The sequence below is a fragment of the Providencia sp. wls1916 genome (assembly GCF_009706585.1).
Taxonomy (GTDB): domain Bacteria; phylum Pseudomonadota; class Gammaproteobacteria; order Enterobacterales; family Enterobacteriaceae; genus Providencia; species Providencia lanzhouensis.
Genome location: NZ_WLUL01000009.1, coordinates 364,640 through 381,053, shown reverse-complemented (window position 1 = coordinate 381,053; position 16,414 = coordinate 364,640). Strand labels below are relative to the sequence as shown.

Below are 16,414 nucleotides of genomic sequence, written 5' to 3'. Positions count from 1 at the left end.
TTTTCAATGAAATTCAAATTCATAATTTGTGCGTTAGTACTGGGTGGAACATTCAGTACGGCGATAGCTGCGCCATTGGCGAGTGTCAGTAAAAAACAGTTTGGCGACGATTGGCCGCTAAAGCGTGAAGAAGTGATGTTAGAGTGTCGAGCGAATGGCGCATTGGTGGTCATCAACCCATCTACGTTAATGCAGCATCCATTGAATGATATTGCAACGGCGCAAATGGAAAAGAAAGAGATCCAAGCACAACCGATTGATGTGCTATTAGCGCCTATCGAAACCACTAAATCAGTTGAAGAGCGAGTATTACCGCTGAAGCAAGCCGCCGAGAAACTGTGTGAGAGCAAATAGGATGTAGTTAGCCTTTAGCTAGAAATATCAAGGAGATGGCAATTGAAAGGTTTTGCTGATTGCTTAGATAGGTTTAACTTATCATGCAAATAGCTCAATCTTAGAAAATTAAGCAATAAATTGTGTTAAAAATATGTAAATTAATTGCTAATTTAAGTGGTAAGAACGTAAGCTGAACGCTAGTATTAGGGAGTACTTTGTTACGTCTCAATGGCAATTTTAGCGCACGGCTCTGCCAGAGCCATTTCCCAAGGCCCGGTAATCGGAATCTACCAGGCCTCTTTTTTTTGTGTTATTTCCCATCTAACCGTTCTATTGAATACCACCATCTTCATCAAGCAATTCTCATTAGCCAATGATGATTTTCTTTATCATAACGCTGGCGATAGAGCAGAACCGGTTTTTCATCCAGTGTCGCAGGGATACTCGTGTGTTCATCCCAACCATCCAATTGCATACAAAACTCAGAATCGGAATCGCAAGGAATACTCACAGTATCACTACGCTTATCAGCCATGACTGCATCATTGATTTCATAGGAAGATATTTTCAATTTAACTATGCTCATAACGTTTCCTCTTTACTCTTTATTTTTACAATAAAAAATCAGTCCAACGAAATTAAGCATAGTATAAATGGAATTCATTTCCAAAATATATTTTTAGCGATGGGAGATAAAAAAGGCGTCATGCTGTGAAACATGACGCCTTGTGAGGGATTATTTTTTGGGAATAGGGGTTCCCCAGTCTAACCAGTCCGCAGGTGGCTCTAATTTCAGAATGAAATGCTGATCAGGCTTAGCTTTAGGTGCCAGTGGCACTGTTGGCGGGGTTGCCAGCGAAATTCCACCACGAACAAACTGCTTGAATGTACCGCTTTTCACTACGCCGCCTGTTAAACCAAAGGCGAGATTGTAACCGGAAGATAACCAGAACTGGGTATTATCGCGGATCAGATATTGGTATTCTTTACCTATGCGTGTTGCAACATAAACGCGATCGGAAAGCTCTCCCAAATAAAGCCCCGTTACGGTTCCGATTTCTAATCCTCTAAATAGAATTGGCGTTCCCACCTGGATAGAACCCGCTTCACTGGCATCAAGAATAATGGTTAAACCATCGAGATAACGGGAGTCTGTAATGTTGGCAGTTTGCAATTCAAATTGGAAACGGCTCTTATTACTGCGCCCTGGCTCTGCACTGATATAAGGTTGGATCAGCGTATCGAGGTTGTTAACCCCCGATGGCGAAAGTTCAGGGGTCACAATGGCGAAACGGCTGCCAATTTTGGTGAAGTTTTCCACATATTCAGGATATAGAATCGCTTTCGCTTTCACTTCACGGTTATCCGCAGATAGTTTCAGCGATTCGATTTGTCCGATGTTAATACCTAAATAACGAATAGGCATGCCTTCCGACAGCTTAGACGCATCAAAGGTTGTCAACGTCACCGCACTACCAATCGCTTTTGCAGCCGTTTCTGATGGATAAAGTGTATGTTGACGTGAAGTATCTAATGAGCCAGTTTGAATATTGTCAAAGCTAATTGCACCACTAAAAGCACGGCTGAGCGGGGAAGCTTGAACCGTTAAACCTCCAGCATTTAACTGAACTTTAGCGCCACCTTCAGCCCAGAATACGCTTTGTGGGGTCAATAAGTTACGATATTGACCTGAGATATACACATTCACTGCAAAGCCGTCATTGTTTGGTTTAATTGACACAATTTTACCGACTTCAAATTGACGATATAACACCACTGAGCCTTGTTGGATGTCGGGAAGGGTATTGGTGTTTAGCGTAATGGTGGTCGGTAGTGCGGAGCCTAAAATACCCGCTTTGGCATTTTCATCGGTACGATATAACGGGAATGACTCTGGTAATGTATCTTTCCCTTTTCCTGGAATGATATGTAAGCCACCTTCCAGCCATTCTTGAGGTGTCGCGCCTTGAAATTGCAGTCCACTCATACCTAACTGCACATCGACACGACTATTGGCGACGAATTTACTGTCCTGTTTAACCAAATGTTTAAATTCATTAAACACGGCAATTTGGAACTGAACATTGTCATCCGTTAAGTGACGTTGTAACACTTCGCCGATTTTTATTCCGCGGTAAATAACAGGTTGTCCTACATTCACCCCAAAGGTATCCAATGCGGTGAGGGTAAGTTGCAAGTCTATATTGCCTTGCTGATCAAGCGGTTTGACATCTTCTTTACTCGGCTGCAATTCATATTGTTGCCCTGTTTGCGCTGGCAGGCTGTTTTCTGGGGAATCAAATGCGATTGCGCCATTGATCACAGCCGAAAGGCTTTCCATTTTGATACTGGCACCAGTATTTAGGTCAAATCCACCCTCAATACCAGAGATATTCCAAAATTGGCTATCCGAGCGTACGAGATTCACGTAGCGTTTTTTAATAATAACCGCGATGGATACACCTTTATTTTCAGGTAATAAGGAATAATCAGAAATATAACCGACCGGAACTTTACGGTAATAAACAGGAGAGTTTTCGTTTAATGCGCCTAAATCTTTCGCGGTAAGGTAAATGAGTAATTCACCTTCGTTTAAGTTTCTTTGAGGTGGCGTATCAAGCGCCACAAATTGTGATTTTGGCGAGCCAGTGCTTGGCTGCATACCAATATAGTTCCCACCTACCAGAGCATCTAAGCCTGATACACCGGCTAAAGAGGCCTTAGGTGTCACCAACCAAAAACGCGTTCCTGAAGTGAGTGCAGTGCGCATGTCTTTATTCACATTGGCAGTGACAATTACGCTTTTCATATCGCTACTAATAGAAACGGTTTGCACCATGCCAACATCCACACCTTGGTAGCGAATTGGCGTTCGACCTGCAACAACGCCAGAGGCAGACGAAAATTGAATGGTAATTTGCGTGCCACGTTCCACCCATTGTTGGAATAGCAGCCAGCCTGCGATTATGATCGCGATGATGGGAAGCAGCCAAAAGGGCGAAATTGACGTCCTTTTACGGCTGATAGCCTCCGAAACTTCATCCGAAGCTTCACTTTGATGGTTTTGATTTTCCATAAGAATCCCATATTAATCGACTGTCTAACCACTCAACAGCAAGGATAGTTAAAATAACAGCGGTACCAAAATATAAAGCCGCAGGCCCCATAGTAAATGACATTAGCATATCGCGATTAACTAAGGTCATCATCAAGGCGATGACGAATAAATCTAACATCGACCAGCGCCCAATCCATGAAACGAATTTCAGTAATTTCATCCGTAACACGGGGTCTGTATGGCTTTTAAATTGAATTGAAAATAGTAACAGTATCATGATGATAATCTTCACGAAGGGCACCAAAATACTGGCAATAAAAACAATAATGGCAATCGGCCAGTTTCCTGAGTCAATTAAGGAAACGACCCCAGAATAAATGGTGTCTTCTAGACGTCGACCATTTAAATAAAACGTCGAAATGGGCAATAGGTTAGCAGGGATTAGCAGCACCATGGCGGCAATCAGTGCGGCCCATGTTTTTTGTAAGCTCAAGGGTTCACGATGGTGAAGTGGGCGGTGGCAGCGCTGACATTTGCCTTTCTTATTGGGTTCGCCAGTAAAATGGCAAGCTAGGCAGGTTTCTGCATGAGGAGCATCTGTATTTTCTTCTAAAGGATAAAGCCGTCGCCACAGTTCATCGAGATTAATGTGGATTAAAATAATAATACTAATCACAGACATAGTACTAAACGCAATCAACCCATGCCCGACGTAAACCGTCGCGTAATCTTGCATTTTAATCGCGGCGATACCCAAACCGACAAGATAGACATCCAGCATGACCCACTCTTTGAGATGCTTCATCATCAGTAAAATGGGGCGCATGTTGATGGCCAGATAACGTGCTAATACCAAAGATAAAATCGAAATAGGCAAAAGTAGCGGTGCAGCTATCGCACAAAAAGCCACAATGCTGGCGGTAAAAGGGTCACCTTGCTCGCTAATTAAGCGGACGCCATCAAGCACGTTAGCATTGATTTGGGTGCCAAATAGATGAATAGAAATCAATGGCTGCCAAAAAGCGATGGGCGCAAGAAGCAATAAAGTGATAGATAATAGTGCAAGACGACGGAGTGACCATGAACGCCCATCATTTAATTGACTAGAACATCTTGGGCAAACAATGACTTGCCGCGGTTGAAAAGGCGGAGTCACTATTTTTTGGTTACAATGGCAACAACGTTGCAAATTCATGGCAGTATGATTAATGTGGGTCATATATATTGATTGTATGAATTAATTTGCTTGTAATCTAGTGTAAAAAAATTTACGTAAAAGTGACAACTTGCTAACCTACGGTCTACGCTTACTAATATTTTTTACTTGTTTACGTATAACTGAAAATAAATATGGATAAAAAGAAGTATTATCACGAACTTTCAGATAGTTTATCTGCACTTATCGCTGGAGAGTATGATTTAATTGCCAGTTTAGCAAATAGCAGTGCGTTATTATTTGAACGTTTATCCGGTATTAACTGGGTTGGTTTTTACTTGAATGATGGAAAGGAACTGGTTCTTGGTCCATTCCAAGGTAAAGTCGCTTGTATACGGATCCCGTTCGATAAAGGCGTCTGTGGTGCTGCATTTTCCAAAGCGCAAGTTCATCGTGTGGAAGATGTGCATGCTTTTCCAGGTCACATCGCGTGTGATGCGGCTAGTAACTCGGAAATCGTCTTTCCTCTGAGTGTAAATGGCAAGATAATTGGGGTTTTAGACATCGATAGCCCAAATATCGGTCAATTCGATGAAGAGGATGAAAAAGGGCTTCAATACCTTACAGACCAGTTATGCCAGCACTTGGCAATGTGTTCTATACCAAAATATTATTAATTATTGGTATGTAAAATCAATAGGAACGTGGCAATTGTCAGCAACACGATTATAATGTCCGCTTGTTCATGCCCGTGAGGTTGGCAAAATCGTTGTTATCAGGAAATTTCATGGAAAATCAACCTAAGTTGAATAGTAGTAAAGAAGTTATCGCATTTTTGGCAGAGCGTTTTCCACGCTGTTTTATCGCTGAAGGCGAAGCACGTCCGCTTAAAGTCGGAATTTTTCAAGATATCGTAGGGAACTTGACCGAAGAGGATGGTATTAGCAAAACGCAATTACGTTCTGCGTTACGCATGTATACCTCTAGCTGGCGTTACCTTTACGGTGTTAAAGAAGGCGCAAAACGTGTTGACTTAAATGGAGATGACTGCGGTGAATTAGATGCAGAGCACATTGCCCATGCGCGTCAACAATTAGCTGAAGCGAAAGCGAGAGTCCAAGCCCAACGCGCAGAGCAACAAAAAACGCAAAAGCGTCCTGCTGCGAAAAAGCCTAGCGACAAAGCACCTCGTCAAAATGATGCGAACAAAGAGAACTCATCTCGTCGCCGTCCATCAGACAAAAAAGAACGCCCACAAAATACAGCTCCGAAAAAACCTCGTAGCAATCCAGCTGAAGAGAATTTGAAATCAGTTACTGATATCAACACACTGAAAGTCGGTCAGACTCTGAAAGTGAAAGTGGGTAGCAGTATGATGGATGCCTCTGTGCTGGAAATTGCCAAAGATGGTGTTAGGGTTCAATTGCCATCTGGTCTGGCAATGATTGTGCGCGCGGAACATTTAAAGTTCTGATACGGAGGTCACTCAGGTCATGAACAAATTACTCAAAGTTGCATTTGTTGTGAGTCTCGCGACTTTCGGCACAGCAATAGCTAATACTCAGGCAGTGACTCCGGTCACTGCTGCTCAGTTACCTCTTTTAAAGCAGAATACACAGCACGGAACCGTGAGTGAGCGTGTGACATCGCGTTTTACGCGCTCTCACTATCGTCAATTCGATTTAGACAAAGAGTTTTCTGGGAAAATATTTGACCGTTATCTCAATATGATTGATTACGGACATAATGTTTTACTTCAATCCGATGTTGACCAGTATGCAAAAGATAAAGCAAAAACGGGTGAATGGCTTGAAGATGGCAAGTTAGATAAGTTCTATGACCTGTATAACCTTTCTCAGCAACGTCGTTTTGAACGTTTCAAATATGCACTCGCGCGTTTAGATCAACCGATTGATTTAAACGCGACGGATTCTATTGAGGTTGATCGAACTAAAGCACCTTGGCCGAAGGATAAAGAAGAACTAGACCGTTTATGGGACCAAAAGGTTCGCTATGATTGGTTAAGTTTGAAATTAACAGGCAAAGATGACAAAGAGATCAAAGACAAACTGACTAAGCGTTACAATTTTGCATTGAAACGCTTATCTCAGGCACAAAGCGAAGACGTATTCCAATTAATTATGAATGCGTTTGCTCGCGAAATTGACCCACATACCAGTTATTTATCACCTCGTAGCACTGAACAATTTAACTCAGAAATGAGTTTATCCCTTGAGGGGATTGGTGCCGTGTTACAACAAGATGATGATAATACGACAATTAATTCTTTAGTTGCGGGTGGTCCTGCAGCTAAAAGTAAAGAGCTAAAAGTTGGCGACAAAATCATTGGTGTTGGTCAAGTTGGTAAACCTATTGTTGATGTCGTGGGTTGGCGTTTAGACGACGTCGTTGCCTTAATCAAAGGGCCAAAAGGTAGCCAAGTTCGTTTAGAAGTCGTTTCAGATACGAAAGGTGCTAAGCCACGTATCGTGACAATTGTTCGCGAACAGATCCGACTGGAAGATAGAGCGGTAAAACTGTCTATCAAACAGCAAGGTAAAGAGAAAGTTGGCGTATTAGATATTCCAGGTTTCTATGTCGGTTTGACCAACGATGTCAAAACTGAACTACAAAAAATGGCGAAAGAGAATGTTTCGGCTCTGATTATTGACCTGCGCGGTAATGGCGGTGGGGCATTAACAGAAGCGGTCGCATTATCTGGGCTGTTTATTAACAAAGGACCGGTTGTTCAAGTTCGTGATAACAATGGTCAAGTTCGCCAAGATGCGGATGACGATGATGTTATCTATTATAAAGGTCCATTAGTTGTTCTGGTTGATCGTTTTAGTGCTTCTGCATCAGAAATTTTTGCTGCAGCAATGCAAGATTATGGTCGCGCTTTAATTGTGGGTGAACCGACTTTTGGTAAAGGAACGGTACAGCAGCACAGAAGTTTAAGCCGCGTTTATGACCAAATGCTAAAACCAGAATGGCCAGCATTAGGTTCAGTGCAATACACTATTCAGAAGTTCTATCGTGTAAATGGTGGAAGTACTCAGCGTGAAGGTGTGACTCCAGATGTGGTTATGCCAACAGGGCAAGATCCAGCAGAAACAGGTGAAAGCTTTGAAGATAACGCATTGCCTTGGGATAGCATCCCGGCTGCGAATTACACTAAATCTGGGGACATTAATGCTGATTTATCTCCGATTAAAACCAAGCATTTAGCCCGTATCAGTGTTGACCCTGAGTTCAAATATATCGATGAAGATATTGCGCGTTACAAGTCATTGAAAGCAACTAAGAATCTGATTTCTCTGAACTATGCTCAACGTCAGAAAGAAGATGATGAAATTGATGCGACCAAACTGAAACGTATTAATGAACGCAATGCAAAACTAGGCAAACCGTTATTGAAGTCAATTGATGATTTACCGAAAGACTATGAAGCGCCAGATCCGTATTTAGATGAAACGGTGAAAATGGCAATAGACCTTTCGAATCAAAACACTAAGATGCTTTCTGGTGCCAAGCAGTAAAAATAAAAAGTATTTTCTAGAGCCAGCGCAAGCTGGCTTTTTTATGTTTATTGATTTTGTAATTCATTGATTTAATAATGGTTTAATATATTCAGTATTTTATCTATAGTCTTAACTTCAACTAAACCTAAATTTTTGTTTAAAAAAATAGTAGGTTTTCTTTCGCTTTTTCAAAAATATCCTACACTTCAGTTAGTAATATCCCTTATTAATGAGGCAAAGCAATGCGTAAATTATCTGTAGGTTTATTAACTGTCATGGCGGTCATGATGTCGTCAATGGGTTCTGCGAATGCAAGTAACTACCCTTGTTCAGGCGCTAAAGGCGGAATTGCTCGTTGTGATAGCGGGCAATTTATCTGTAATGACGGAACAACCAGTCGTTCAGAGCAAGTCTGTACAAATGAGCTAAAAAACTCAATCAATAAAAGTGCAGGTATTGGTGCAGGTATTGGGGCGGGTGTGGCAAAGCAGTCCAGCAAACCATCTGCGGTAGATTCTATCAAAGAGACAGGTGACAACATGAGTAAAACTGCAAAAGATAAAGCATCAAAAGCAACTGATAAGGCAAAAGCTGCTGAGAAAGAAACATCGAAAGCGGTGAAAGATAAGGCAAAAGCAACAGAGAAAGAGACCTCTAAAGCTGTAAAAGAGAAAGCGGATAAAGCAAAAGCTGCTGACAAAGAAACCTCTAAAGCCGTAAAAGAGAAAGCAGATAAAGCTAAAGCTGCCGATAAAGAATCTGCAAAAGCAGTGAAAGAAAAAGCAGATAAAGCCAAGGCTAAAGAGAAGGAAACCTCTAAATCGGTGAAGGAAAAAACCGACAAAGCTAAAGCGGTAGAGAAAGACAAAACCAAAGCAGCAAAAGAGAAAGCAGACAAAGCAAAAGCGGATAAAGCAAAAGCCGACAAAGCTAAAGCTGCAGCAAAAACAACCGCAAAAGTGTCTAAAGGCAAACCAACTAAAGGTAAAGTGAGCTGATCATTTTCTCGTAGTGCCTTATCGTTATCATTTAAATGCCGTTTATTAAAACGGCATTTTTTATTGCTGTGTGTAAAGATATGTTATTTTATGACTTTTTCCTGTTAATGGGCTTGAAATGGTGTGAAAAAACCTTATTTATGAAGTAAATTTGTCGTGATGTTTGTTTTGACCAAGGAACCTATAAAAAATGATGAGAATTGCTTTATTCTTGCTCACAAACTTAGCTGTTATGTTTGTGTTCGGGATTATTTTAAGTTTAACCGGGATACGTGGAAGTAGTGCTCAAGGTCTGCTGATCATGGCGGCATTGTTTGGTTTTGGTGGTGCATTTGTGTCGCTGCTCATGTCCAAATGGATGGCGCTGAAGTCCGTTGGTGGGGAAGTTATCGAGCATCCACGTAATGAGATGGAACAGTGGTTAGTTAACACTGTTAGCCGTCAGTCCCAGCAAGTCGGTATCAAAATGCCACAAGTGGCAATTTACCATGCACCGGATATCAACGCATTTGCAACGGGCGCACGCCGTGATGCTTCTTTGGTTGCGGTAAGTACGGGTTTATTGGAAAACATGAGCCGTGATGAAGCTGAAGCAGTTATTGCCCATGAAATCAGCCATGTCGCTAACGGTGATATGGTTACCATGACCTTATTGCAAGGGGTTGTGAATACCTTCGTTATCTTTATTTCACGTATTTTGGCGCAAGTTGCGGCTGGCTTTATGTCAAACAACAATGACAATGAAAGTGAAAGCAGCAATGGTAACCCAATGGTTTATTTTGCCGTTTCGATGGTATTAGAAATCGTGTTTGGTATTTTAGCGAGTATCATTACGATGTGGTTCTCTCGTTACCGTGAGTTCCACGCGGATGCAGGCTCTGCCAAATTAGTCGGTAGAGAGAAAATGATCGCTGCACTGCAACGCCTGAAAACAAGCTATGAGCCGCAAGAAGAAGGGCGTTTGATGGCATTTTGTATCAATGGTCGTGGTAAAGCATTTAGCGAACTGTTTTTATCTCACCCACCATTAGATAAACGTATTGAAGCATTACGTTCAGGCCAGTATCTGAAATAGCCTACGATGTTAATACGATAAAATGAAAGGGAAACATCATGTTTCCCTTTTTTATTTACTCATCCTACCACTATCCCCGCCGTATTCGATTTATCATTTTATCTAACTATTTCAGCGAATAGTGCCAGTAAAGCAGTGTGCTAGTAAAAGAAAAGTGACAGGTATTTTATGCTGAAGAGAGTTAAATAAATATACTGAAAGAAAACGGCACTCAGATTGAATCGAATTAAACCTTCAGTTTAAAAATTACGACTATTTTATAGGTATTGACGCTTATTTATTGAGTAAATGTTGAGTAAATAGGCTAAATACTCCTTTGGGGTTATTTAAATCTAAATAAAGTTAGAAAGATATATACGCGTTATTGGCGTTAAATCATGTGAATAAAAAAATAAATACCACGTGTAATATTGCATATTTACGGTTAGCTAAAATTAATAGCCTGCCATTAATTTCTGAAGATTATTTACCATAATTAATATATTTATTTTATATATTTTTATAATTGCTTTCTGTAACTATTACTTTTTGAAAAAATCAAAAAATAGAGCATATTTATGCATTAATAATTATTTGTAATTTATTAATCTGTTATGTTATGGTGCGAAAGTATCCTTTTCAATCAAAGTAAGTGTCGAATTATCATAGGGTTTCTTCTCCTTGGGTTAAATCTGGCTTTACTCATCGTTGTTGTATATGCATAAAATGTGCATAGATAACGCTATGTTTTGCGCGTCAAATGGAATATGACGATAATATTATCGGCTATGAGTAATAAACATTTCATTTTGTTTGGAATAAAAATCTTATCGCGTGGGAGCCAATTTTCTCAGTGAAATATCTCGCCATAAAATAATAGGAACTCAACATGCACAATGAATTTTTAGTACACGAAGCAGAGATGCTGGATTTATTAAAGCAAGTGGTTAATACCGAATCCGGTTCATACGATAAAGAGGGTGTTGATAATCACGCTGCATTCTGGTGTGAACGTTACCAATCAATGGGCTTTGAAGTTGAGATAATCCCAAATGAAAAATTGGGTAATAACTATCGTCTTTATCACCCATCTACCACGCCTGAAATTTTGATTTTGCTGCATCTTGATACTGTATTTCCAAAAGGCACAGTAGCGGAAAGACCATTTAGCATTGAGGGTGATAGAGCCTATGGTCCTGGTGTTATCGATATGAAAGGCAGCCATGTCATGGTGCATCAGGTGATCAAACAGCTTTATGCCACCAACGATGAACGCTACAAAAAAATTGAAGTGCTGCTGAACTGCGACGAAGAGATAGGCTCTATTTCGTCACGTCCGGTCATCGAGGAATGTGCGAAAGGCAAACGTTACGCGTTAGTGATGGAGCCTGCGCGCGCGAATGGTGCCATTGTCAGCGCTCGTCGCGGTGTGGGAACCTATGTTCTGACCATTCAAGGGAAAGCGTCTCACTCTGGTATTGCTCCTGAGGCAGGGATCAGTGCTATCCAAGAACTTGCTTTCAAAATCCAAAGCTTACATGCACTTTCTCAGCACGATAAAGGGCTGTCAGTGAACGTGGGTCTGATTACTGGTGGAACATCCGTCAATACCATCGCTCCAAATGCGCGTGCAGAAATTGATGTGCGGATCTCTTCTGAGCAGCAAGGTATTGAAATCGACAAGAAAGTACGTGAAGTGTGTAGCCAGCCTGTGTTAAACGGCATTCAACTTTCATTGACTGGTGGGATCAACCGTCCACCAATGGCAAAAACAGCACAAAGCGCTGCGCTTATCGACATCATCAAACAAGAAGCTGACAAACTAGAAATCGCTCTGGAAGATGTCTCTACAGGTGGTGGTTCTGATGCCTCATTTACCGCTGGTGTGGGTACGCCAACGGTAGACGGTTTAGGTCCAATTGGTGGCTATCAACATAGTGACAAAGAGTACCTCGAAATTCCCTCTTTAACTGAGCGCGCTCAGCTATTTTTCAATGTGTTAAAACGCATTACGCAGTAATTATGACTAACAAAACAAATAATAATCCAACAGGATAAATCTATGGCAATAACATCAACAACACCACCACCACAAAAAAAGCGTTCTGATGGGATAAACCCGTATGTATTGCTCTTTTTCATCCTTGTCGCGGCAGCGGTTGCGACTTGGATCGTTCCTGCGGGGCAGTATGCCTCTGAAACGAAAGTTATCACAACTATCAAAGATGGTGTGGAAACCCAAGTTAAGAGCTCCTATACCATTCCGGGGAGTTATGAGCGTTTACCTGAACAGCATGGCGTTTTACCTGGACAGGTTTTCACGTCGATCGCTGACGGGCTAGTTAAAGCGGCTCCGATCATTTTCTTGATTATCTTTACTGGTGGCGCGTTACATCTGCTTGAAACAACGGGCGCAATCAACAAAGTTCTGAGTAATATTTCACGCAGTAAAAAGCTTAATGACTTTTTGTTGATCACTATCTTCTTTGTGGTGTTCTCAATTTTGGGTACCACTGGGATTGTGGTGAACTCGATAATTGCCTTCGTGCCAATAGGTTTATTGGTGGCGAAGTCAGTCGGAATGGATGACAAGTTTGGCGCAGCGATTGTCTATGTTGCGGCTTACTCCGGCTTTAACGCCTCGGTAATGGCACCGATGACCGTCGGGTTATCTCAAGGTTTAGCCGATGTTCCGCTGCTATCAGCATTTGGCTTCCGCACGGTGGTTTATATTAGCTTTGTGATCGCAGGGATTATCTTTTTAACTTTGTACGCGAAGAAAAGCCGTCGCCAAGGGATGGTGCGTCCAGAAGTTCAGATTGATGACAGCCAATTTGAGACCTCAAAAATCTCTTTACGTCACGTCATTACATTATCCTATGCCGCATTCTGTTTAATTGGCTTTATTTTCGGTGCCATTGAGTGGAGCTGGGGCGAGAAAGAGATGATGGCTATGTTTATCATCTTAGGCGTGGGGGTGGGCGTACTGAACAGAATGTCACCGAATGATATTGCAACCGGCTTCCTGAAAGGCTGTGCAGGTATGGTCGGCGGGGCATTTATTGTTGGCATGGCGCGTGCCATCGCAATTGTATTAGCGGATGGCATGATCTTAGACACCATCGTGAATTCGATTATTTCTCTGATGGATGGATTACCAAAAACATTATCTGCGCTTTCTATGTTCGGTACCGCTGCTATCATGCACTTCTTTATTTCGTCAGGTTCCGGTGAAGCGGCAGTTTTAGTGCCTATTTTCACCCCGATGGGCGATCTGTTAGAAATCACCCGTCAAACTACCGTTCAAACGGTATTAATGGGCGAGGGTGTTGTGAACTGTATTAACCCAACATCAGGTATTTTGATGGCGGTATTAGCGACATCGAAAATCCCATACACCAAGTGGCTGAAGTTTATCTGGCCGTTGGTATTAACTTGGGTCATTATTTCGATTATCTCGATTGTTTACGCAGTCATGACGAATTTAGGCCCAATTTAAGTTCGCCTATCACGTTATGTAGACAGACAGGGTATTTGTCAAAGCGCTACTCGAAAGAGTGGCGCTTTTTGTTTTTGGGTAATGAGTCGGCAGGATTTTAGGCAAAAAAAAGCCCCCTTCATAGGGATCTGAAGGGGGAGCTAAATGAATAAAGAATGGTTTAATTCGAGATCAAAGATAAAGGATCCTAGTGAACGAAACTTAGGTTTTTGTGCACTTTAGTTCGCTGTTTTGAGTTAGCGCTTAGAATCGCATTTATCGCTAAAGCTCTTATTGGCGATAACCTGTCTTGATTTGTTCTAAAATGTTTTTGTAAGTCTCAGCTTGCTTCTCATCTTCCATCGAAGCGACTTCGCGTTGCATTTTGATCAGAATTTTACCCGCATCAGCCTGACCGATAGCTTTAAGCATATGAGTAACAAGATTTTTTAAACAAGTTACTTCGTCTGCTAATGCGTTTACGTCTGGCTCAGTTGGAAAATGGGTTTTCATTTAGGAATTCCTGTAAGAATAAAAAGTAATTTGCAGATTGTAGCATAGAAGAAATGATTCTGTCGCTTTTCAAACTGACATGAAAATTATAGGGGTATAACTGTTTCTCTATGAAAAAATAGTGTGAACATGATAATTTTCAATCCTTTAAAGATGAATGGAGAATGTGATATTATTCACAAAAATGTACTAAAGGTTGTTCTTTACCTTAATTATCATCAACAGGATGTCGTAGACCATGTCCCAGGTTTCTCGAAGCACTGCATGGATCCGTGTATTGGCGCTTTCCGTTGCGGCTTTTGTCTTTAATACCACCGAATTTGTTCCCGTCGCATTACTGAGTGATATTGCTGAAAGTTTTGATATGACCGTTGCCCATACGGGGCTGATGATCACCATTTATGCGTGGGTTGTCGCGGTGATGTCTCTGCCATTAATGCTGATGACGGGGAAATTTGAGCGGCGAAAATTACTGGGAATTTTGTTTGTTGTCTTTATTCTCAGCCATATTCTATGTGGGATTGCGTGGAATTTTGAAGTGCTGATTATCGCACGTATTGGTATCGCATTATCTCACGCAGTTTTCTGGTCGATTACCGCATCATTGGCGATCCGCGTCGCGCCTGCGGGTAAAAAAGCGCAAGCATTGGGCTTGCTCGCAACGGGAACGGCACTGGCAACCGTGTTGGGATTACCGTTAGGGCGAGTGATTGGGCAATGGATGGGCTGGCGAGTAACATTTTTGTGTATCGGCGTACTTGCGTTATTAACCCTGATTGCGTTATTACGCTTTTTACCACGTTTACCGAGCGAACATTCCGGTTCATTAAAAAGCCTACCGGTTCTGTTTAAACGTCCCGCATTGATGGGTGTCTTTGTGTTAATCACCGTCGTCATTACGGCTCATTTTACTGCGTATAGCTATATTGAACCGTTTGTACGTGATATTGCCTTACAGAGCCAAAATTTTGCCACACTGTTATTATTAATTTTTGGTGGGGCTGGTATTTTTGGTAGCGTCTTGTTTAGCCGCTACAGTAGCCGCTTTACGCTCTCATTCTTACCTGTATCGATGACCTTACTGACGCTTTGTTTAGTGTTATTTATGCCACTAAGTGGCGATGTTTGGACGTTGATTGGTACCTGTATATTCTGGGGTATGGCGATCATGTGTATTAGCCTTGGGATCCAAGTAAAAGTATTGGATTTAGCGCCAGATGCGACCGATGTCGCGATGTCGATTTTCTCTGGGTTATTTAATATTGGAATTGGTGCTGGGGCATTATTAGGGAACCAAGTGATTACCCATATGGGAATGACCAATATTGGGTATGTGGGGGCAATTATCAGCCTTTTAGCACTTGCTTGGTGTGTGTTTATCTATACCCGCTATCGCTCAGCTTTTGCAGAAAAACAGTCAACTGCTGCTAATTATTAAGCTAGATTTATTCATTTGGCACTGTACTAATTAAAGGTTAGTGCGGTGCTTTTTTGTGTGTTAAATTTCTGCCAAATTTTAGGCTAAAAAATAGAGAAAGGTGAACGATGAAAGGATTGAGCTTCTTATTAATGTCCATTATTGCGGAAGTGATTGCGACTACAACATTAAAAGCATCAGATGGTTTTAGCCGTTTTTGGCCCTCTTTAGTGGTTATTATTGGTTATGCAGTCTCTTTCTGGGGGCTTTCCCAAGTCGTGAAGGTGATGCCACTGGGGATTGCGTATGCTATTTGGTCAGGATTGGGAATTGTGTTGGTTTCTGTGGCGGCTATCTATATTTATAACCAAAAACTCGATTTACCCGCAATTATTGGTATGCTATTAATTATCATTGGTGTATTAGTCATCAACCTGTTTTCTAAAAGTGGTACCCATTAATGAGATTCAAAACATAGTGGGACTCAAAACAGCGCTGATACTATCGGAGAAAGAGAATGAAAAGGAAAGGTCAGGCGCTGTTAAAAACAGTCGTGGCAATGGGTTCAGCTACCGTATTATCCATTTTACTTTCAGCGTGCAGTAGCCCTGATAACAGTAAAATGACAAGAGCAGAAACGTCCGGTTCTCAATATGCTCAGCAAGTGGTGAATTTAGGTCCCGGTGCTCAAGAGGCATGTACTTCTGCTGGTGGGCTGCCTTCACTGAATTTAGAACTCAATGGTGAAAAGACCCCAGTTTGCCAATTTGCAAATGGGCGTCGTTGTGCCGTTTCGGCAATCCGTAGCGGGGCGTGTATCTAAGTATTTTTGTGAGCTAATGATTTGAATCGCCCATCAAGCACAGTTGATGGGCGAAAAAGA

The 16,414-nt window shown here is 41.7% G+C and carries 15 protein-coding genes; 11 read left to right on the top strand and 4 right to left on the bottom strand.

Annotation, left to right across the window (positions count from 1 at the left end; translation table 11 throughout):
* Positions 1 to 6: 6 nt before the first annotated feature.
* Positions 7 to 354, top strand: a complete 348-nt coding sequence (locus tag GKR61_RS04955) for a DUF2511 domain-containing protein (RefSeq protein ID WP_036954847.1) — start codon at positions 7 to 9, stop codon at positions 352 to 354.
* A gap of 334 nt (positions 355 to 688) precedes the next feature.
* Here GKR61_RS04955 and GKR61_RS04945 read toward each other — a convergent pair whose 3' ends face one another.
* The 3 genes from GKR61_RS04945 to yebS all read right to left on the bottom strand — a co-directional run bounded on the left by GKR61_RS04945 (position 689) and on the right by yebS (position 4,613).
* The gene (locus GKR61_RS04945; protein WP_036954855.1) at positions 689 to 922 is read right to left on the bottom strand and encodes a DUF1480 family protein; all 234 of its coding nucleotides are present in this window, start codon (positions 920 to 922) and stop codon (positions 689 to 691) included.
* Between the two features lie 150 nt (positions 923 to 1,072).
* On the bottom strand, positions 1,073 to 3,412 hold the full coding sequence (locus tag GKR61_RS04940) for an MlaD family protein (protein ID WP_108478056.1): 2,340 nt from the start codon (positions 3,410 to 3,412) through the stop codon (positions 1,073 to 1,075).
* A complete protein-coding gene (gene yebS / locus GKR61_RS04935) occupies positions 3,387 to 4,613 on the bottom strand; it encodes a membrane integrity lipid transport subunit YebS (RefSeq protein WP_108478057.1) in 1,227 nt (408 codons plus the stop codon). Before yebS ends, GKR61_RS04940 begins: the two co-directional genes overlap by 26 nt.
* 131 nt (positions 4,614 to 4,744) lie before the next feature.
* Here yebS and GKR61_RS04930 point away from each other — a divergent pair, with 131 nt between their 5' ends.
* From GKR61_RS04930 to GKR61_RS04900, 7 genes are all read left to right on the top strand, one after another.
* Positions 4,745 to 5,227, top strand: a complete 483-nt coding sequence (locus GKR61_RS04930; protein WP_154599214.1) for a GAF domain-containing protein — start codon at positions 4,745 to 4,747, stop codon at positions 5,225 to 5,227.
* Between the two features lie 110 nt (positions 5,228 to 5,337).
* Positions 5,338 to 6,024, top strand: a complete 687-nt coding sequence (gene proQ / locus GKR61_RS04925; protein ID WP_036954864.1) for an RNA chaperone ProQ — start codon at positions 5,338 to 5,340, stop codon at positions 6,022 to 6,024.
* A 19-nt stretch (positions 6,025 to 6,043) separates the two neighbouring features.
* The gene (prc, locus tag GKR61_RS04920) at positions 6,044 to 8,089 is read left to right on the top strand and encodes a carboxy terminal-processing peptidase (protein WP_036954866.1); all 2,046 of its coding nucleotides are present in this window, start codon (positions 6,044 to 6,046) and stop codon (positions 8,087 to 8,089) included.
* 224 nt (positions 8,090 to 8,313) lie between these two features.
* A complete protein-coding gene (locus GKR61_RS04915; RefSeq protein WP_036954869.1) occupies positions 8,314 to 9,069 on the top strand; it encodes a cell envelope integrity/translocation protein TolA in 756 nt (251 codons plus the stop codon).
* Between the two features lie 190 nt (positions 9,070 to 9,259).
* Positions 9,260 to 10,144: a protease HtpX gene (htpX, locus tag GKR61_RS04910; RefSeq protein ID WP_036954871.1), complete on the top strand. Its 885-nt coding sequence runs from the start codon at positions 9,260 to 9,262 to the stop codon at positions 10,142 to 10,144.
* Positions 10,145 to 11,012: 868 nt separating this feature from the next.
* Positions 11,013 to 12,143: a M20 family metallopeptidase gene (locus GKR61_RS04905; protein WP_036954874.1), complete on the top strand. Its 1,131-nt coding sequence runs from the start codon at positions 11,013 to 11,015 to the stop codon at positions 12,141 to 12,143.
* Positions 12,144 to 12,185: 42 nt separating this feature from the next.
* Entirely contained in the window at positions 12,186 to 13,622 is a 1,437-nt protein-coding gene (locus GKR61_RS04900; protein ID WP_036954877.1) for a YfcC family protein, read from the top strand.
* 270 nt (positions 13,623 to 13,892) lie between these two features.
* Here GKR61_RS04900 and GKR61_RS04895 read toward each other — a convergent pair whose 3' ends face one another.
* Positions 13,893 to 14,114, bottom strand: a complete 222-nt coding sequence (locus GKR61_RS04895; protein ID WP_036954881.1) for a DUF2594 family protein — start codon at positions 14,112 to 14,114, stop codon at positions 13,893 to 13,895.
* 238 nt (positions 14,115 to 14,352) lie between these two features.
* Between GKR61_RS04895 and GKR61_RS04890 the strand changes: the two genes are divergently transcribed.
* The 3 genes from GKR61_RS04890 (at position 14,353) to GKR61_RS04880 (ending at position 16,354) form a co-directional block, all read left to right on the top strand.
* Positions 14,353 to 15,552 carry a sugar transporter gene (locus GKR61_RS04890; RefSeq protein ID WP_036954884.1) on the top strand — a complete coding sequence of 400 codons (1,200 nt, stop codon included), beginning with the start codon at positions 14,353 to 14,355 and terminating at the stop codon, positions 15,550 to 15,552.
* 107 nt (positions 15,553 to 15,659) lie between these two features.
* On the top strand, positions 15,660 to 15,992 hold the full coding sequence (locus GKR61_RS04885) for a DMT family transporter (RefSeq protein WP_108478060.1): 333 nt from the start codon (positions 15,660 to 15,662) through the stop codon (positions 15,990 to 15,992).
* Between the two features lie 56 nt (positions 15,993 to 16,048).
* Entirely contained in the window at positions 16,049 to 16,354 is a 306-nt protein-coding gene (locus GKR61_RS04880; RefSeq protein WP_036954891.1) for a DUF333 domain-containing protein, read from the top strand.
* The last annotated feature ends 60 nt before the right edge of the window (positions 16,355 to 16,414 follow it).